Annotated in this window: 16 protein-coding genes and 1 pseudogene; 1 reads left to right on the top strand and 16 read right to left on the bottom strand. The window is 38.3% G+C overall.

Annotated features, from left to right (window positions below):
• Positions 1-71 precede the first annotated feature (71 nt).
• From cobD to VB694_RS16690, 4 genes are all read right to left on the bottom strand, one after another.
• Positions 72-1151 (bottom strand): threonine-phosphate decarboxylase CobD, encoded by a 1080-nt coding sequence (gene cobD / locus VB694_RS16705; protein ID WP_323361459.1) that lies wholly within the window; start codon positions 1149-1151, stop codon positions 72-74.
• Positions 1152-1177: 26 nt separating this feature from the next.
• Positions 1178-1462 (bottom strand): HU family DNA-binding protein, encoded by a 285-nt coding sequence (locus tag VB694_RS16700; RefSeq protein WP_323361458.1) that lies wholly within the window; start codon positions 1460-1462, stop codon positions 1178-1180.
• 848 nt (positions 1463-2310) lie between these two features.
• Positions 2311-2745 (bottom strand): hypothetical protein, encoded by a 435-nt coding sequence (locus VB694_RS16695; RefSeq protein ID WP_323361457.1) that lies wholly within the window; start codon positions 2743-2745, stop codon positions 2311-2313.
• A gap of 200 nt (positions 2746-2945) precedes the next feature.
• Positions 2946-3671 carry a GDSL-type esterase/lipase family protein gene (locus VB694_RS16690; RefSeq protein ID WP_323361456.1) on the bottom strand — a complete coding sequence of 242 codons (726 nt, stop codon included), beginning with the start codon at positions 3669-3671 and terminating at the stop codon, positions 2946-2948.
• Positions 3672-4124: 453 nt separating this feature from the next.
• On the opposite strand from VB694_RS16690, the gene VB694_RS16685 reads away from it, so the two are divergent.
• A complete protein-coding gene (locus VB694_RS16685) occupies positions 4125-5348 on the top strand; it encodes a glycoside hydrolase family 10 protein (protein WP_323361496.1) in 1224 nt (407 codons plus the stop codon).
• A 125-nt stretch (positions 5349-5473) separates the two neighbouring features.
• Here VB694_RS16685 and VB694_RS16680 read toward each other — a convergent pair whose 3' ends face one another.
• The 12 genes and pseudogenes from VB694_RS16680 to VB694_RS16625 form a co-directional block, all read right to left on the bottom strand.
• The gene (locus VB694_RS16680) at positions 5474-7441 is read right to left on the bottom strand and encodes an FHA domain-containing protein (RefSeq protein WP_323361455.1); all 1968 of its coding nucleotides are present in this window, start codon (positions 7439-7441) and stop codon (positions 5474-5476) included.
• Between the two features lie 48 nt (positions 7442-7489).
• A complete protein-coding gene (locus tag VB694_RS16675; RefSeq protein ID WP_323361454.1) occupies positions 7490-8035 on the bottom strand; it encodes an FHA domain-containing protein in 546 nt (181 codons plus the stop codon).
• A 124-nt stretch (positions 8036-8159) separates the two neighbouring features.
• Positions 8160-8825 (bottom strand): deoxyribonuclease V, encoded by a 666-nt coding sequence (gene nfi, locus VB694_RS16670; protein WP_323361453.1) that lies wholly within the window; start codon positions 8823-8825, stop codon positions 8160-8162.
• Positions 8826-8963: 138 nt separating this feature from the next.
• Positions 8964-9524, bottom strand: a complete 561-nt coding sequence (locus VB694_RS16665; protein WP_323361452.1) for a Uma2 family endonuclease — start codon at positions 9522-9524, stop codon at positions 8964-8966.
• Positions 9525-9677: 153 nt separating this feature from the next.
• Complete coding sequence (locus tag VB694_RS16660) at positions 9678-9875, bottom strand: hypothetical protein (RefSeq protein WP_323361451.1); 198 nt, start codon at positions 9873-9875, stop codon at positions 9678-9680.
• Positions 9876-9941: 66 nt separating this feature from the next.
• Positions 9942-11213 (bottom strand): DNA cytosine methyltransferase, encoded by a 1272-nt coding sequence (locus VB694_RS16655; RefSeq protein WP_323361450.1) that lies wholly within the window; start codon positions 11211-11213, stop codon positions 9942-9944.
• A gap of 89 nt (positions 11214-11302) precedes the next feature.
• Positions 11303-12274: pseudogene (locus VB694_RS16650) on the bottom strand (hypothetical protein).
• A 149-nt stretch (positions 12275-12423) separates the two neighbouring features.
• Positions 12424-13578, bottom strand: coding sequence for a lipid-A-disaccharide synthase (lpxB, locus tag VB694_RS16645; protein ID WP_323361449.1), 1155 nt, complete (start codon positions 13576-13578; stop codon positions 12424-12426).
• A gap of 193 nt (positions 13579-13771) precedes the next feature.
• On the bottom strand, positions 13772-14590 hold the full coding sequence (lpxA, locus tag VB694_RS16640; protein ID WP_323361448.1) for an acyl-ACP--UDP-N-acetylglucosamine O-acyltransferase: 819 nt from the start codon (positions 14588-14590) through the stop codon (positions 13772-13774).
• Positions 14591-14768: 178 nt separating this feature from the next.
• Positions 14769-15284, bottom strand: a complete 516-nt coding sequence (gene fabZ, locus VB694_RS16635; RefSeq protein WP_323361447.1) for a 3-hydroxyacyl-ACP dehydratase FabZ — start codon at positions 15282-15284, stop codon at positions 14769-14771.
• 80 nt (positions 15285-15364) lie between these two features.
• Positions 15365-16204, bottom strand: coding sequence for a UDP-3-O-acyl-N-acetylglucosamine deacetylase (lpxC, locus tag VB694_RS16630; protein WP_323361446.1), 840 nt, complete (start codon positions 16202-16204; stop codon positions 15365-15367).
• A 183-nt stretch (positions 16205-16387) separates the two neighbouring features.
• Positions 16388-18835 (bottom strand): BamA/TamA family outer membrane protein, encoded by a 2448-nt coding sequence (locus VB694_RS16625; protein WP_323361445.1) that lies wholly within the window; start codon positions 18833-18835, stop codon positions 16388-16390.
• Positions 18836-18912: the final 77 nt, after the last annotated feature.

The following is an 18912-nucleotide window of genomic DNA, read 5'->3' as shown; positions in this document are numbered from 1 at the left end:
GGGAACAGGGAACAGGGAACAGAGAACAGAAAAATATATACTGTCACCTGTCACCTGTCACCTGTCACCTGTCACCTGATAACTGACTTCAAGGCTATGAGTAAGCGTTGGTTGTCAGCTTCTGAACGGACAGCGACGCGGAAAAAGCGATCGCCTAATTCTTTAAAGCTAAGACAATCACGAATTAAAATCTGGTGCTGTTGGAGTAATTTTGTTTGTAACTCAGATGTAGACTGTTTGGACTCTACCAGTAAGTAGTTAACAGCGCCTTCTAGGGGTCGTAATCCATTAATTGAAGATAAACCCTGAAATAGTTGATTTCGTGCCTGTGGTAGCCATTTCCAGGTGAGTTGTTGAAAGTCTGTATCTTGGAGTGCTGCTATGGCTGCGGCCGCAGCTAGGGTATTTACAGGCCAAGGGTCTCGCCATGATTGCCATTTAGCCAAACGGTGAGGGTGAGCGATCGCATATCCTAACCTTAACCCCGGTAGACTGTAAAACTTGGTGAGCGATCGCAATATCACTAAATTCTCATATTCCTGTACCAACCCAATTAGGCTCTGTTCCTGTTCAGGAGGCAGAAAATCCATAAACGCTTCATCCACCACCACCAAAGCAAAATCTTCCAGGTAGGGCAAAATATCCTCCCGTGAAAATAGCTTCCCCGTCGGGTTGTGCGGATTATTTAGCAGCAAACCACAATTTTTAGACGGGGTATCTGAGGAAAATGAGGAATAAATTTTTCCCAGTCCCCAGTCCCCAGTCCCCAAATCCACAGGAAACTCCAGCACTTTAGCGTTATAAGCCGCTAGGGTGCGGTAATAGTCGCCAAAAGCTGGAGTAAGTAAAACAGTTGCCACTAATTGCGCTAATTCCCTACCTAGTAAAGTCAGTAATTCTGCTGAACCATTACCAGGCAAAATCCAGTCAGATGGTAGTTGATGAAAGTGACCCAGAGCTAGTTTTAGTTCACTATAATCTGGGTCTGGATAGTGTTTCAAATTACCAAGTTGGGACATAATCGCAGCAATAACGCTGTTTGGCGGTCCCAAGGGGCTAATGCTGGCAGAAAAATCGACAATAGCATCCGGGGAACAACCAGCTAATGCCGCTGCCCAAGCCAAATTTCCCCCGTGTGCCTGTTGTCGCATCAAAAATAGACTCCCTAGAACAGAACTTACTCTTTTGGGGGTGCTACCCTTTCTCTAAATAGTTTCCCAGCAGAGAAGGCGGGAACCTTGGTAGCTGGGATTTCCATTTTTTCATTGGTTTTGGGATTGCGACCTTCACGAGCTTTGCGTTCCCGTGATTCAAAAGAACCAAAACCTACCAGAGTGACTTTATCACCAGAGGCCACAGCCTCGATAATAGTGTCTATGGCAGCACTCAAAACTTGGTCAACCTGTTTCTTGGTAACATTAGTTTTTTCAGCAATATGATCAATTAATTCGCCTTTGTTCATATCAGTCTCCTTGAGGTTTACTTGAGATTTGTTCAAGATGTACTTTGTTCCATCTTCACGGAAATCTCTGTTGGCAGAATTACAAAAATCGTCCCTTCAGAGTATTTACACTCAAAACCGCTGTAAATCAGATTGGCTCGACTTTTCAATGAATCATTCTAAGGTGTTGTAGCCAGAAGTGGATAGATGAAAGCATTAATTTATATAGATTTCAGGATTTATTGTGTTTTTTGCTGCATTGTTGCCGTAGAAACACCCTATTTTTAAGCATTAATACTTACTGGAGATTGGGGACTGGTTAAAGTTTGATCTTCCTAACGCTGCTTCTCGCATTTCTTCTGCTATATTGACTTATACAAGCATAGAATACTAGACTATGACTAAAGAATTATGGCTCTTCGGTACTTGTTATGCCAATTATGCCAAAATATTAGATATATTCACTAAATAATATTTAAAAATGTATCAATAAATGATTAAAAGTATCGTAGGGGTTGACATATAACGAGCATTTATTATTAACTATAAATACAATCCAAATTATTTTTAGATAAACTTAAAGTTATGACTGGTAAAAAAGATATTAAAATTCTAACAGAGATTCTGGATTTGAGTGGTGTAAAAGTTATATCACATCGCCTTCACACTGGAATTGGGATGATTTTACAAATTGAACAAGAAAAGTCGTTTGCTACCTGCCCTAAATGTGGCACAACCAGGTTAATAGTTTAGCATAACAAGTACCGAAGAACCTAAAATTTTAGATAACCCACATAAACATTTAACCATTAAACTTTGCGTACTCCTCTGCGTCTCTGTGTCTCTGCCTGATAAAAAATCTCTATCTTTTAAAACCACTGTCCACCACGAAAACGCCACCGAGGAAAAATAATTCTCATTAAACTTTGCGAACTAATAAAAACCGCCAACCAAACTAAAGAATAATGTAAAAAAAACGCCTCTATTGGTAGTTCATTTTTCGGTAGAGGTATAGGCAAAAAACCAAAAATTTTAACTCCACAAAACACAAATATCATTTCCCAGATACCCGCCAAAAGCTGATAAGCTGCTGGCCAGTCCCTATCCCAGCGTGATTTTTGCAGATAGTTATAAACAACATCCCAAACTAAACCAAAAATAGCAACATAAGCAAGTATCCAAAAATAAACGCTATTAGCACCCAAACCTATTAAACCAATAGCAAAAGGTATGGATACTAATACACCAACAGTTGCTAATAGTAATAATCGAGTTTGCCAACGACCAAATAAAGTTGGAGTCATAAAAATTCAAGAATTCAGGAGTCAGATTTTTTATAAAATCATGAATTTGTTGATTTATAGCGTTTCCCAGTCTAATGAAGTACACACCAATTTATTCCCTGTTCCCTGTTCCCTAAAACGAAAAAACTTTGTACTTCACTAACATGAGAACGGCTATAAGATAGATACCCGACTTATTTAAGAAGTCAGGATTCTATATATTAAGTGTTTTCTAATTTAAGTTGATAATCTAATTGACAATGATATTTAGCTATTTCTGTCCAGTTGAGGACAGCTTCTAATAAATCTTGATAACCGAGAGTATTGGGGTGAAGTCCATCTGCGGTGATGCGTTCACTTCTCCAAGTTTCACTATGTGACATCCATTGGTCAAAAATATCTAAGTAGGGAATTTGTCTTTGGTTACAAGCTTGACGGGTTGCTTCTTTGTAGCGGTATTGGTCAGCATGATTGTAATATAAACAATCGAGAAATGGCATTTTGGTTTCATCTACAGGAACCATACCCACAAAAACCACAGGACAAAGTTGTTGTGCTTGGTCTAATAATGTAGCTATTTCTGCTTCAAATTGAGCAAAATCGGTATAATTTTTGCCGTTGGGACGGCCTAAGCGGGGTGTGTCGTTGACTCCGATGGATAAAATGATGAGGTCTGGTAAACGGTTTCTGATTTCTCCCCGGTGACGAAATTCAATTTCTAAACGTTGGTAAACTTGCTGAGTGCGATCGCCCCTTACACCTAAATTATAAAGCACATGACCCACACTATCCGGTAACATCCACCACCGACGCAGTTGTTCCACCCAACCGCCTTTTTCTGGATCGCCGTATCCATATACTAAACTATCTCCCAAAGCGACAATTTTTAAAGGCTGGCATACTTTTGGCGCTACAGACAACTTTGAGGAGGGTTTCACAGTTTGCATCTTAAACAGTAGTGTAATTTATATCTTTACAATATTCTATATACTGTTACACTATTATATGGTATCTTTTTTATCTTTTTTTCCTAAAAGTCAGGAATTTCTGTAACTAAGGCTAAGAGGGTGTTTGAAAAGTCTAAATTCATACTCTAAGGTCAAAATTGAACAAAGTCGTTTTGCTGGGGGCTGGAGTTTTTAATTTATACATTTGAAATATGAATTATTTTAATCTAGAGAAATTATAGTCTACCCTGGCACTAGTTTTAAGTAGGCACGTCAACTATTATAATTTTACTCAATCAGCGGGGATTAATTTTCCAGCAAAAGACAATGCGCCGCCTTGACTACACAACTACCAACTCATAGTTCCTAATGTTTTTAGATAATATTACTCGTAGATACAATCAAAATATTATGCGGCTGCATAAATGGTTAATTAATACATCTTACCAAATGATGAAATTAAATCTTTTTTCTTCAGGCTGGCAGCATAGGCAAACAATGAATTGGCATCATAAATTATTTAAAAGACTGTTGCCGTTGTTGTTTTTAATTTCCTTTGTCACAGTCTTATTCACAAATACATTTACACCAGTTAACGCCCAAATACCTCGTCAAGAAATTCGCGGTGTGTGGATCACTAACAATGATCTAAACATCTTTAAAGATCGAGCCAAAGTTAACGATGCTGTCACAAAACTGCGTCAGCTAAACTTCAACACCATCTATCCCGTAGTGTGGAATTCTGGTTATGTAATGTATCCTAGCAACGTAGCTAAACGTTTAGATATTCAACCTTTTGTGTTTCGTGGTTCAGATGGACATGATATTCTTGCCGACGTAATTAATCAAGCTCATCGTCAAAATTTACTTGTCGTTCCTTGGTTTGAATTTGGTTTTATGGCTCCTCCAACTTCGGAACTAGCATTAAATAAGCCGGAATGGTTAACACAAAAGCGCAACGGTGGGGAAACTTCTATTAGTGCTGCTGGTGAAGTTTCATGGTTAAATCCCTTCCATCCAGAAGTACAACAGTTTATTACTGATCTGCTTGTAGAACTCGCCAGTAACTATGATATTGATGGTATCCAGTTTGATGATCATACAAGTTTACCTCATGAATTTGGCTACGATAAATATACAGTTGCTTTATACCGGCAAGAAACCAAAAAAAATCCCCCAGCAGATTCTCAAGACCCAGAATGGGTAAGATGGAGGGCAAATAAAATCACAGATTTCATGGTCAGACTCAACCAAAGAATTAAGCAAATAAGACCAAAAGCAATTTTTTCAGTTTCACCTAATTACTACGATTTTGCTTACAAACTACAATTACAAGACTGGCTAAATTGGGTAAGATTAAACATAGTAGATGAATTAATTGTACAAGTTTATCGCAATAATCTAGAAAGCTTTACCACTAAACTTGTTCGTCCAGAAATGCAAGAAGTACAACAACGAATTCCCACTGGAGTGGGAATAATGGCAGGATTAAGAACTAGCCAAGTACCAATGCGACAAATTAAATCTCAAGTGCGAGCAGCCCAACAGCGAGGTTTAGGTGTAGTGTTCTTTTATTATGAAACTCTTTGGAATAATTCTTCAGAGTCATTAAAAGACCGTCTTGCAGGATTTAAAACTCTTTTCCCCTATCCCGCTTTACGATTAGCAGCAGAATAGATTGGTAATTGGGGACTGGGGACTGGGGACTGGGGACTGGGGACTGGGGACTGGGTAATGGGTAATTGGGGAAAAATAAATTCAAAATTCATAACTTTTGCCTTTTGCCTCTTGCCTTTTGCCTACTAAGGTGACTGATTGAAAACCCATTTTATCCACTGATTTAAAGAACTAAAAGTATTCAAACTTCCAACTCCAGGCGCACGGGCAGTATATAGCCCATCAACAGCAACTAAAGCCGTGTATTGTAAACCCAAAAAACTATCAACTGCTGCATAAGAACCACCTAAAGTTATTGCCCCGGCTGCATACATTTGACCTTTAGTATTACGCATTTCAACTAATTCAAAATTGTTTGCTACTACTAAACGCTCTAAATGATTCAAAGGCAAATTGTAATGTGTTACCAAATCTTCTAATAGGGGATTAGCATTTACCTTGGCATCAAGTCCGGTAGCATCAATAATAAAATCGGCAGTTAATTTCATTTCCCCAAAACCTTTTTCTTGGATGTGGGTAATAGTGTGATTTTGTGCATCTCTTTCTACACCAACAACTTGACCAAAAGTAATTTGATACCAACCTTCTTTAATACCTTCTTCAGTGATACGTTGCCAGTCTACACGATCTGCGGTAGTAGTTCCACCCCAGTCTGCTAATAAACGTTGACGTTCTTCTGGGGTAGCTTTTTCTAACATCACTCGGAGTTCACCACCCCAACAGGCTTTAGGCCAGTTAAAGGGTTGAAACTCGTAATGATTTTTGACGGTGCGTTGTGCTTTTTGAAATTTGTTACCTTGGGGTTTGGGCGATCGCATTAAATGCAAAACTGTAATATTACGATTTTGCTTTCTCGCTTCATAAATGCGTTGTAAAATCCGTGAAGCTACAATACCCCGTCCTCTAATTAAAACCGTACCACCTTGTTTTTCTAACTGTTCATATACATGATTATGGTCTTCATAGGCATTGACCACAGACTTAAAATCTTGATATTTTTCCCGATAAGCTTGTAAATCTGGCAAAAACTGAATCGCTGGATATCCCGTAGCTAAATGTAAATAACGACAAACTAAAAAAGCATAATTTCCCGGACTGCGAGAATAAGCAATACAATATCTACCATCTTCAGTTTTTCTAATTGATCTAACTCTACCATAACGATAAATTTGATTCCAACCAATACGTTTAGTTTCCCTATCTATAGAATCAAAAACATTTCCAGCACGAGGAGTATAAGTTTCCGCAAAAGTTGGTTCATTAAAAACTTGCCATAAATATTTAAATGCTGAATTTATCTTACCTTGACTTAAATCATGCCAATATTCTCTTAAAGCATAACTAGGCCAACCCCAAATATTATCAGGACAAGAATCAGAATTAGAACGCAACCTTTCATGTAAAGGAATTTGGGAATTTAAACACAGGCGCTTATATCTTGCATAAGGTTCTGCTTCTAATCCCACAGCAATAATTTTCTCGGCTTTAATACCACTAATTCTTAATAAATCAACCCAAATAAAACTACCTAAACCAGCCCCAATTGCTAAATAATCACATTCATCAACAGGTAAACCAGTCGCATGAATAGCCTGTAAATCAACTTTGTTTTTCTGAAATTCAGACGGTGGAAAATTACTTCCTAAAGGTGTGACAGAAGCAACTGGAGATAAATTCGGATCTGGGTGATTTGTATTGGGATTGAATTGAATAGTCGAAGGATTATTAGGAGTAGGAATTACAGTATTAATACCAAACTGCACAGTTATAATATAAGGTCCAATTTGCAAAGTATCCCCATTAGCTAACTGACAGCGTGTTTGACGTTGACCATTAACTAAAATACCATTAACACTGTTTTGATCAATAATAACAAAATTATTTTGTTCCCAATCTTGTTCCCAATCAATTAAAGCATGATAGCGAGAAACTTCACTACTATTTAGCAGTATTCGTGAAACACGTTGACCCCTAATTTCTACTGGTAACTTTGCAAATTCTCGACCAAAAGCAATAGGGACATTTAACTTAGGTTCTCGACGTTCTCCCGTTGCTGGATCTTCCCAACTTAATTGAATTTGTAAGTTTGTCATTTGTTATTAATTATTCTCCCCATCTTCCTAATTGTTAACACCTAACACCTAATGACTTGGTGCTAATAGGACGCTGACAGCCGCTGCTAAAGATGTACCACACCAAGGACAACCTATTTGTAGATTTTCTGGTGGCGACATTTTATGACATTTCGGACACTCTAAAGCATAAACCGGATTTGGTTGTGTCGGAATTGACTGTTTATGGTGGTTATGTACTGATTGCAATGGTGGTTGGACTATGATAGTAGCGGGAATACTATCAACAGAAATAGCAGTAACTTGGAGTTGTTGTTGTCCTAAATAAATAATGCTTCCTTCACTTAAAGATATTTCTCCTTTTATCAATGGTTTACCATCTATTTGCGGGGGGTTTGGTTCGCGTAAATTTCTAATATAAAAACGTTGCTGTTGAGAATCAAAAAATATTTCAATGTGTAACCCGGATACAGTCGGGTGAGTTAAAACAATGTCACACCGCAATGGATCACGACCAATGCGGCAAGTACCAGGATTTTTGCTGTACTGTTGTTCATAAATTTGTTGAGTTCTAGTTATACTAGCCTCATGCCACTGTAAAGTTAGTACATTCATTGTTTTTAGAGAACTTTAATATTTAATCAATTCAACTTTATGCTGTGCGATTCCTAACATGATTAGTAGTTATTTAGCAAGTCTTGAAAATCAAAGTTAAAAAATAATTGGCAAAATCTAGACTTTATCTATCCGATGCTAGTTTATCAGCAATACGTGTAGTTTCTGGCAACCGATATTTTGGTGTGCAGCGTAATACATAGTCAATTGCTGTCGGTAAGCTAATACGATGGCCACTGGAAATATATAAAGGTTTGACTCCGCTACGACTCCGTAAAACTGCGCCAACGGTTTCATTTTTATGTATTAATGGTTGCCAACTACCTCTAGCTTCTGGTAATTCTTCATGTTTGCCAATAAGTAATGATTTCGCTACACCTATTGTTGGTATATCTACTAGAACACCTAAATGGCAAGCTATTCCTAATCTCCGAGGATGAGCAATTCCTTGACCATCACACAAAATTATATCAGGTATAGTTTTAATCTTTTCTAAAGCATCAAGAATAGCGGGTATTTCCCGAAAAGATAAAAATCCAGGTATATAAGGAAACGTTGTAGGACGGTATGCTAAACTGGTTTCCACAACTTGTAAATCAGGAAAACTCAGCACTGCTACTGCTGCACGACTCATTTTACCATCTTCGAGAAAACCCATATCTACACCTGCAACATATTGAATAGGTGTGTTGAGTTGATCTGTGGTAATAACTTGATTTCTTAGGGTTTCTTGAATAGCTATAGCTTCCTCAACGGTGGATGGCCAAGGATGAGATTGATAAATATTCATAATTTTAAGTGTGATGAAAACGTTGCTGTTCCGAAATCTTCACTGTTAATCTTATATCTTAACTTATGTAATAATTCATGAGTTAGAATGCAACCTACAGGATACATGACTTTTGCAAGAAGTCGGAGATATGACTAATTAACTCATTTTTAACCAGCCAAATACTTCTTCTACTGTCAAATTTAATCCGATTCCATTTAATATAATTAAATCATCTTTTCCATATTTTAATTCTGGTTCTTTTTGCGGTTGAAAAATCAAAATCGAACGATCATCTGGATCAATTAACCATCCTAATTTACAACCATATTTAATACAATGTAAAATATTGCCAGTCACTCTATTAGAACTTTTTTCTGGGGACAGAATTTCTATAGTCCAATCTGGTGCTATTAAAACATCATCTACAGGTTCACCATTCTCATCAAATGCGATATTTTCCCAGCGAATAACTGCCACATCTGGTATAATTGATCTACCTCCAAATGTGCAGCGTAACTCTGGAAAAGCATAAGCAATTTTATTTGTTTCGGTAACTTGATTTACGATATTAATTATTTTACCCTGAAGTCGAGAATGGCGAGTTTTTGGCATTGGTTTTTGGATAATTTCGCCGTTGATATACTCATTTTGGGGTTTAGTTTCTGGTAATTTCAGAAACTGTTCTAGTGTTAGTGATAAAGGTTTGGTTACAGTCATGATTATGTGTAATTCCTATAATTTTGTAAATCGTTTTCAGAAATTTGATCTGCTGTAACAAGTTTATAATGTTTCTCTTGGACAATTTTTACTTCACCTTCATATATTGTCAGTTCAAACATAGCAATAAGAGGGTGTTTGAAAAGTCTAAATTCATACTCGCCCTTTAGGCAGTGGTTTTCTGAATCTAAAAGCATAGAGAATATCTCCTAGATTTTTAGCTGATTGAATACCTAACTCTTTAGCAATTTCAGGAAGTTCATTACGGTTAAATTCAAAATATTCTAATCCAGTTTTGTAATAACGTTGGAAAATTCCGATAATAACAGAGTTGTATAAACCTTCTTTCACTATGGTTGTTCCTTAGTAATAAATAATTTTTGTTTACTAGCATGATTCGTAGCATGATCTAAATATTCATTTTTTTCTAGTTCTAGGTTCTATAACATGAGGGTTAACTCCAAAATATTTAGCTGCTTCTGACATATCAAGTGTTAATAAACTGAGTTCATCCGAAATTTTAACTCCTTTGGGTTGAGCAGTTTCCACATTTAAAACCTTAATAATTTCTGCTGCTACAGCTTGCGCTAAAAGTGGAGGAACAGAATTACCAATTTGTCTAAAACCATGCCATTTTGTGGGATGAAATCTAAACCAGTCAGGATAAGAATGTAACCGCGCAGCTTCCCTAACAGTAATACATCTGGGAATAAAAGGATGTATGGGACGAGGAGAGGTAAAAGCACCTTTATTATTAGCTGTACCTGCTCTGAGTGTATTACATAACCCTTCCGGATCAAGTTTATAAAAACGGCTTATTGGTTCATTTTTACCATGTGGTGTTGACGCAAATCTTTCAATAGATTCAGGATTATGTTTTGTTCTTAAACTGGATGTGAGGATGTTATTATCAAATTTACGTGAATATGAATAATTGGTTTTTTCTACGCAAAGATTACGCATTTGCATACCGTAATTACTAGGTTTCCCAAAATCAGCTACAACCCAATCTTGGTGATATAATTCTGGATAATTTTCTATTGTTGGTAAATCTTGCAATGCTTCTAAAACTGTAGGTGTTGCTGGTAGTTTTGCAGATGTTTTTGATTTAGTTGGATGGGTGATTTTAGCTGGATAATTTGGTAATTCTAAATCTTGACGACAACCGAGTAAAAATAATCTTTCTCTATTTTGAGGAACTCCATAATTAGCAGCATTTAAAACTTGATAATTATGATTGATTTTGTAACCATTATTTTCAAACTTCTCAATTATTTCTGCAATAAATTCTTTATGTTTACCTACAGTCATTCCTTTGACATTTTCCATTACAAAAAATTTAGGTTGTAATTCTAAAACCAACCTAATAAAATGAAAAACTAAAGAATTTCTCGGATCATCAAAAGAACGTTTACCAATTAATGAAAAACCTTGACAGGGTGGACCACCAAAAACAACATCAATTTCTTGATTATCAATTTCGCTACTATTTCTAATTTCTAACCCTGTTATATCTTCTACACTTTTACATAACACCTTCCAAAAAGGAAAGTTAAATTTATGAACTGCACAATGAATAGGGTCTAATTCTACAGCACCAAGAACATCAAAACCAGCTTGTTCAAAACCAAGGGTCATCCCTCCCGCACCTGCAAATAAATCAACTGCTATAGGTCTTTTTTTCATCATTTCTCAGTATTTATCAGTTATTGGTTATCAACATAAATTGTACTGGTTTAGCAGTGCTAAACCCCTACGAACTTCTTTTTTTATATTAATTATTCGGCAAATCTAGCTATTAATTCCTCACGGGATAATTGCAATAACAGAGGAGTAAATTCTTCTCGACTCATGAGAATTAATTTCTCAATAATTGTTGCTAATTCTGCATCAATTCCACTAAAACGCACTTGTAGAATACTCTCAATCATTGCGCGTCTTTCTCTTTCTATACCCCTACCAATTCCTATTTTTTCCCCTTCTTCTATTCCTTGTTGAAGTCCTTGCTGAATTCCTTCTTGTCGTTCTTGTTTTTTCAATTCTTCTAATTGTTGTTGATAAATTTCCGATAATTTCATAATCAACTCCTGGTCATCTTTATCTATATCTTGCTCTTGACGTTGACGTGCGGATAAAACAGCAATCAGGTCATTTACTAATTTTATGATATCTGAAAGAAACGGACTGTTGTTAGCTAGTGCTTCTAATTCTTCCACTGCTTGTCTTTGTACTTTCCCTTTACCTAATATCCTGAGAAACAGGGTTTCTGGTGTACTGGGTAGTTGATGAATAGCAATAATTACAGTTTTTAAGCTTTCTCCCAAAAAATAAATCCCTTTACCCCAGTTTTTTTCATCTACAGTAGTATTAAAGCTTGCTATAAGTTCCGCTGATGTCGTGGGAGAAAAATCCACAAACGGGGTAATTTTGCTTCATTAATGGTGGTATTATTGCGGTTAGATTGACGCTCTAGGTCTGCATGAATATCAAATAATTTACCCATGCAGCTGCGAATTTCACTTTTGCTGACGGGCATTGCGGAATGGTTCAAATATAGCATAATTTGCTGCCATTTTTCCTAGCAGTCCCAGTGTTTCTAGATTTTCTACTGCTTGGGGTGATGGGATAAATAATACATCAATTTGTCTAACTTCTGCTGTAATATCTTTGCTGGTTTCTACTTGACCATAAGGTGTTAAAAGTTCAGTCAGATATTGTTTAGCAAACTGATCATGTATAAAGCGAGTCATATTAATTAGGGAATAGGGAATAGGGATTAGGGATTAGGGATTAGGGAATAGGGAATAGGGAATAGGGAATAGGGAATAGGGAATAGGGAACAATATAATAAATATTATCACCAATCACCAATCACCAATCACCAATCACCAATCACCAATCACCGCATTTCTAAAATTTCCTTAGCAGCGCGATCGCACACTCCCAATTCTCCTAAACATTGCCGCATTTCTTGATAATCTGCTAACGTCTTTTGTCTCTTTTCAGGATTTAATAATAATTCCATTGCAGCTTGAGTAATATTTTCTGCTGTTGCTTGTTCCTGTAAAAATTCTGGGACAATTTCCCGCATCACAACTAAATTTACAGGTGAAGCAAAGGGAATTGAACCTTTAAGAATTTTACGTGCTACCCAAGCGGTAAAAGGACTGAGACGATAAACAACAACTTGCGGTACATTTAACAAAGCTAACTCTAAATTAACCGTTCCAGATTTAGTAATTGCAACATCAGCCGCTGCTAAAACTTCCTGTTGTTGACCTGATACTATTGTTGCTTGTAAACCATAATCTTGAATACCTTTTTCGATTTTATCTCTAAATATTTCCAAAGATAGAGGAATCCAAAAATGTACTTTTGGTAATTTAGATTGTATATTTTGAGCCGCTTGAAAAATTACTGGTAATAGATATTTTAACTCTTGACCACGAGAAGCAGGTAAAAGAGAAATTGCAATTTGTTCTGGTTTAATTCCTAAGCTTTTTCGTGCTACTTCCCGACTTGGTGCATTAGCCATCCTATCAACTAAAGGATGACCAACCCAACTAACTTTAGCCCCTTTCTCCTGATAATAACGAGCTTCTTCGGGAAAAATTGCCAATAGCTTATCTGTAAAGCTAACAATTCGTTTTGTTCTCTCAAAACTTGTTGACCATACCCACTCTTGGGGAGCGATGTAATATACCACAGGTACATCGGGAAAATGCTCAGACATATAACTACCAATACCGATGTTAGGAGTCATATAATCAATCAGCACTACCAAGTCAGGAGGATTTTGCTTGAGGTAAGCGATCGCTCGCCGTTGTACCTGGATAGTAGGTATAAAATACGGCAATGCTTCAATTATGCCCATCGAACCGATACCGCTAGTATCGCCCAAAATCGTCGCCCCTACGGCGGCCATTTTATCGCCACCCAATGCCACAATCTCTAATTTATATCCTGCATCCGTAGCTTGACGCTGAAGCGCCGTGATTAACAACGCCCCCTGCAAATCTCCAGAAACCTCGCCAGTGCTGAGAAATATCCGCATTTGAATTTTAGATTTTAGATTTTAGATTTTAGATTTTAGATCATGTCCGGGTAATTGCTTGTAATATCTTTTTTCTCTTACCTGTTCCCTATTCCCTGTTCCCTATTCCCTGTTCCCTATTCCCTGTTCCCTGTTCCCTGTCTTAAAAATGAATGATGAATTTAGGCGTGATTCATCATTCATCACGTATAAATCACGATTCATCACTTGCGGATTTTCTGCCCTTACCGGGAATTAAACCACGTCTTCCTGGCATTTGTGAAAGTAACAAAAAACGCCGCAAATGTTCTAATTGTTCAGTATCTCCCAACAGTTCCAACTCTGCCAAAGCATCTTTAAAAAGTAAATTAGAACGGTAAAGAATGCGAAAAGCTTTTTTGAGAAGTTGAAAGTCTTTGGCTGACATTCCTGAGCGTTTTAGACCCACCAAATTGAGCGATCGCACCTTAGATGGATTACCTTCAACTAACATATAAGGAGCAACATCCCGATCAATGCGTGTCATCCCACCGATCATGGACATACCACCGATATGTACAAATTGATGTACACCCAAAACCCCGCTTAATCTAGCACGAGATTCAATGTAAACATGACCGGCTAACGCCACAGAATTAGCAATTACCACCGAGTCCTCAATCACGCAATTATGCCCAACGTGAACATACGCCATCAGTAGATTACCATTACCAATTACAGTCGCTTCACCCCGACCAGTAGCGCGGTTAATAGTCACATATTCGCGAATTGAATTATTGTCCCCAATTTTTACCCAAGTTGGTTCTCCCACATACTTGAGGTCTTGGGGTTCCATACCAATCACAGCACCCGGAAAAATATGATTTCGCGCCCCGATTTCACAAGGTCCTTCTAGAACCGCATGAGCGCCAATTACAGTTTCCGGTCCGACTTTGACATTCGCTCCAATCACAGCATAAGCACCGACTTGCACCGTTGAGTGGAGTTCCGAATTAGGATGTATTACAGCAGTTGGATGAATAAGTGTCTTCAAGGGTGACTCTCCAGAACTGAGTTCAGTGAAAAAATTTGTCGGGCAAAATTAAGTTATGTGTGAGGATAACGAAAATCTAGAAATCAGTAAATAAGGTTGTGGTTTTTTGTTGTTACTGTTATTCTTGCAATTGAATATGGACATTTCACGGCTATGCCCATACAGTTAAAACAAAATTTTAGCTAACCAAAGAAAACATTAGTTCTCCTTCAGCAGCTAGTTGTCCGTCAACTTCGGCACGACCCTTCATTTTACCAAAACGACGCTGCTTAATTGATAACAGTTCCACTGTCATAATTAACTGATCACCAGGTACTACTTGACGACGAAAACGGACTTTATCAATACCAACAAAAACAAACAGTCCTGGTGGTATATCAGGCATTTGCGTCATGACAACACCTCCGACTTGTGCCATCGCTTCTACAATGAGTACACCAGGCATTAGTGAGCGTCCGGGGAAATGACCTTGAAATTGGGGTTCATTGAAAGTGACATTTTTCACACCAACAGCCAATTTTCCAGGAACATAGTCAATAATTTTATCTACCAGCAAAAAGGGATAACGGTGAGGTAAGAGTTGCTGAATCTCTTCTACCGTAAAAGTTGTTTTAACTTCTTTTGTATTAGTATCCTGATCATCTTCTTCAGATGTAATCATGTCAGTAGAATTAGCTTGAGTAAGAGTTGACATTGGTACTTTCTTTGATTGAGAATATGGAATTAAATAAGCTAGGAAATAGCGGACAATCTTACTTAAATTTTAGTGATTTTTTAGCTTAATTCTAAAATTTTCTGTGCCAGTTGAATGTGCAGATTGTGACTAGCCTTGTAAGCTAAGAAGTGAGCAATGGGAAATTGTCCCAGCAGACTAATATCTCCTACTAAATCCAAAATTTTATGACGTACTGGTTCATTTGCAAATCTCAATGGTGGATTTAGCCAACCATCAGGACCACAAACCAGGGCATTATCCAAGTTGCCACCTTTGATTAATCCTGATTTTTGCAGATATTCAATTTGATGCAATAAGCCAAAAGTACGAGCCGGAGCAATTTCTGTAATAAAGGTATTTTCTAGATTACGAGATAATGACCAACTATGCCATTGATTACCAATCGCAGGTAACTCAAAATCAATTCCATAGCTAAAGCGAGTTTCTGGGGATGGTAGGGCGCAAACAAAAGCATCACCCTGATGTACCCAAATCGGTTCTAGAATCAATATAGGCGCGTATTCATCATTAACTGATTGTGATACCAAGCCCACCGTAGCAATGCTATTAGTCCATACCTGAGCAGAACCATCTAATAGCGGCAATTCTGGTCCATCAATTTCAATCCGGGCATTATCAACACCCATAGCGGATAAAGCAGCCAATAAATGCTCTACCGTGCGGACATAAACCTCATCTGTACCCAACTGAGTGGAGAGAAGAGTCTGATTAACAGCTGCAACTTTAGCAGGAATAATGGGCGAATTTGGCAAGTCCACCCGGACAAAATAGCGATTGTCTCCCGGTTTTGCCGGTAGTATCCGCACACTGCTACTCACACCACTATGCAGCCCCAAACCCGTTTGGGTAATTTCCGCAGCTAAAGTCTGCTGTAGCATAGGCCAGAAGCCGATATATTTGGGTTAGTATTACTCATTTTTTCTATGTTTAGTAGACACCTTGGTTTAGCCCTGTATTGGGAATAGTATTAAGGTAAATGGGAAAATTAGCAACCTCTTGAGTCAAGGGGACTAAGGAGAAAAACTTTCTAACTTTTGCCCCCTACCCATATCTTCTACTTCTTAAAACCTTTCCCCAATCCCAAAGTTGATACGGCTATCGCCATCATCACTCATCCCATAGTCTATGCGAATTGGTCCGAGAGGTGACTGCACACGCACACCTAAACCATAACCATAGCCAGTACCATTTTTATTCAAAATTTCTGCTGCTTGGGTACTGCTGCCTAAGTCACTACCATAATCAAAAAACAGAGCGCCACTGACTACAGAGAACACAGGGAAGCGATACTCAACAGATGCTTGGACATAACTGCGTCCAGTTGCTAATCTGCCTTCGTCGTAACCTCTGACAGAATTGCTACCACCAAGAGTAAAGGCTTCGTAAGGGGGCAAATCTCCCAGAATAGTACCTCCCTGGAGGTTAAAAGCTAGAGTTTGTGCGCCTTTACCAAAGCCAAGAAATTTTACTGGTAAATATTGGCTGTAGTTTCCCCTGACTCTGGTAAGGAAAATGTTACCTTGTCCTACAGGTACAGATTGATCAACTCCAAAGCGGAGATAAGAACCACTGGTAGCTTGCAAGGGATTATTACGGCGATCGCGTTGTGCGCCCAACTGCAATAATAGCAAATCGTCTTCACCTGTTCCCGATTGAGTTAGGGGAATAGCAGGGCTAATTTGCACACCATTATCATCAAATATTGCCCCATCTTTTCTCAGATTACCATCAGCATCACGGCTAGAAACTCGTTGATACTGCAAACCTGCTGAAGCAACCCACTCTGACTTTTCATAGGGATTAGGAGAAAGAGGACGGGTAAAGGATATACCACCACCTAAACGGTTAATCCGGGGGCGATCTTGCTCATCTTGATTAGTAATATTGCCAGGGTCAAAGGTTTCAATAGTATTATCTTTACCCTCAAAAATCAAAGAAATTGACCGCCGACGGAAAATATTTGCTGTATAAGAAGTGCGATAAGGATCACCTGCAATCCAAGGATCTGTAAACCGCAAGTCAAACAGCAGTTCTCTTTCGCCTAACTGTACCTCAGCCCCCAGTTTCTGGTTTCTACCCCCCAAGTTTTGCTGTTGGTAGCTAACTGTTCCGAATAACCCACTGGCAGAACTAATACCCGCCCCGGCAGCTATAGAACCGCTACTGCGTTCAGCCACATTCACAACTACATCCACTTTACTGGGATCTGTACCAGGATCAAGGGAGACATTTACATCTTCAAACAATCCTAGACCAAATACCCTTTGGAGGTCTTTTTGTACTATATTGCGGTTGAATATTTGTCCTGGTTTTAATTCCAGTTCCCGCTGAATAATATAATCTTTAGTTCTTCCCCGAATGGGTTGTCCCTTATCGTCGGTTTCCTGTCCTTCTTTATTACGGAAACGAACTTTAATATTCTCTACTACCCCTTCTGCGACTTTTAGGGTAACAACTCCAGTTTCTGAGACTTTTGGCGCTCCTATGACGTTAGCCAGCACATAACCTTTGTCTTGATACTCTTTGGTTAATTGCTTAATCCCTTCCTGTAAATCACGCAGGTTTAAAATCTTTCCATACTGTTCACTGAATATCTTATCCACAGTATTAGCTGGTAATACAGAAGCAACATTAGTACCTGGATTAGCTTCTACTTCTACTTTACTGAGAACGGGATTGGGATCGACAATAAAACTTACTCGCACACCCAAAGGTGTATCTTCTGGTACTGCTCGCACATTAGAGAAGAAACCTGTAGCAAAAATAGCATTAATATCTTCTTGCAGTTGGGAACGGGTTGTTGTCTGTCCTGGTTGAGTACGAACCGCTTGGTAAACTTTGGTTTCCAGGTCTGTAGAAATTGAACCTGTTGGCGATGTCACTGCTACCTCTGATACCAGTACACGGGGTTCTACTGTTTCTGTTGTTTCTGAATTAGCAGGGAGAACTGGTTGTACTGTCGGTGGTTCAGCATTTTCTTGACTAGAATTGGTGTCAGGATTTGCTTCTGGTTCTAAAGCTTGTGCAGTTGTTAATGGTGTTGTCACCGTTGGGATAATTACTTCTGCTTTTGCTGTCTGTTCTGAGTTGCTAGATAGTGCTGCTCTGAGAACTTGTGCAGTTGTTGATGGTGCTGTCTGTTCTGAGTTGCTAGATAGTGCTGCTTTCAGAACTTGTACCGTTTTTGAAGGTGTTGTCACCGTTGGTATGATTAGTTCTGGTGTCGCTATTGATGTTGAGTTAGCTGTTGAAATTTTGACAGCAGGTGTAGATAACTCAGATTCTGGTTTTATAACTACTGCTGTTGGGGTGACAGGGATTTCTGGGGTTTCACTAACATCATTTTGAGCAGTTTTCTGTGGTAGTAACTGGTTTGTTTCTACCGTAGTTACTTCTGTTACTTGCAGGATTTGATCAGGAGTTTTTGCAGTCGCACTCAGTGAGTTGTCCAAAGGTGCAGCAATTGCCACAACTGCCAGAAATACAGGAGATAAATGCTTTTTACTCATATTCCTCTTCACTACCACACACAATTAAATCATTAATCATTTAGTCATTAGTCATATAAGACAAAGGACTATGTACA

Origin of the sequence: Anabaena sp. UHCC 0451, from assembly GCF_034931405.1 — a bacterium.
Taxonomy (GTDB): domain Bacteria; phylum Cyanobacteriota; class Cyanobacteriia; order Cyanobacteriales; family Nostocaceae; genus RDYJ01.
The sequence above is the reverse complement of the archived record's forward strand: the minus strand, read 5'-3'. Positions and strand labels throughout refer to the sequence as shown.

What these genes read in the sequence shown, in the direction of transcription:
- VB694_RS16695 (WP_323361457.1), bottom strand. Translation starts at nt 2,745, where the DNA reads ATGACTCCAACTTTATTTGGTCGTTGGCAAACTCGATTATTACTATTA.
- lpxB (WP_323361449.1), bottom strand. Translation starts at nt 13,578, where the DNA reads ATGCGGATATTTCTCAGCACTGGCGAGGTTTCTGGAGATTTGCAGGGG.
- nfi (WP_323361453.1), bottom strand. Translation starts at nt 8,825, where the DNA reads ATGAATATTTATCAATCTCATCCTTGGCCATCCACCGTTGAGGAAGCT.
- VB694_RS16625 (WP_323361445.1), bottom strand. Translation starts at nt 18,835, where the DNA reads ATGAGTAAAAAGCATTTATCTCCTGTATTTCTGGCAGTTGTGGCAATT.
- VB694_RS16685 (WP_323361496.1), top strand. Translation starts at nt 4,125, where the DNA reads ATGAAATTAAATCTTTTTTCTTCAGGCTGGCAGCATAGGCAAACAATG.
- VB694_RS16665 (WP_323361452.1), bottom strand. Translation starts at nt 9,524, where the DNA reads ATGACTGTAACCAAACCTTTATCACTAACACTAGAACAGTTTCTGAAA.
- VB694_RS16655 (WP_323361450.1), bottom strand. Translation starts at nt 11,213, where the DNA reads ATGATGAAAAAAAGACCTATAGCAGTTGATTTATTTGCAGGTGCGGGA.
- fabZ (WP_323361447.1), bottom strand. Translation starts at nt 15,284, where the DNA reads ATGTCAACTCTTACTCAAGCTAATTCTACTGACATGATTACATCTGAA.
- lpxC (WP_323361446.1), bottom strand. Translation starts at nt 16,204, where the DNA reads ATGCTACAGCAGACTTTAGCTGCGGAAATTACCCAAACGGGTTTGGGG.
- VB694_RS16680 (WP_323361455.1), bottom strand. Translation starts at nt 7,441, where the DNA reads ATGACAAACTTACAAATTCAATTAAGTTGGGAAGATCCAGCAACGGGA.
- VB694_RS16700 (WP_323361458.1), bottom strand. Translation starts at nt 1,462, where the DNA reads ATGAACAAAGGCGAATTAATTGATCATATTGCTGAAAAAACTAATGTT.
- VB694_RS16675 (WP_323361454.1), bottom strand. Translation starts at nt 8,035, where the DNA reads ATGAATGTACTAACTTTACAGTGGCATGAGGCTAGTATAACTAGAACT.
- VB694_RS16690 (WP_323361456.1), bottom strand. Translation starts at nt 3,671, where the DNA reads ATGCAAACTGTGAAACCCTCCTCAAAGTTGTCTGTAGCGCCAAAAGTA.
- cobD (WP_323361459.1), bottom strand. Translation starts at nt 1,151, where the DNA reads ATGCGACAACAGGCACACGGGGGAAATTTGGCTTGGGCAGCGGCATTA.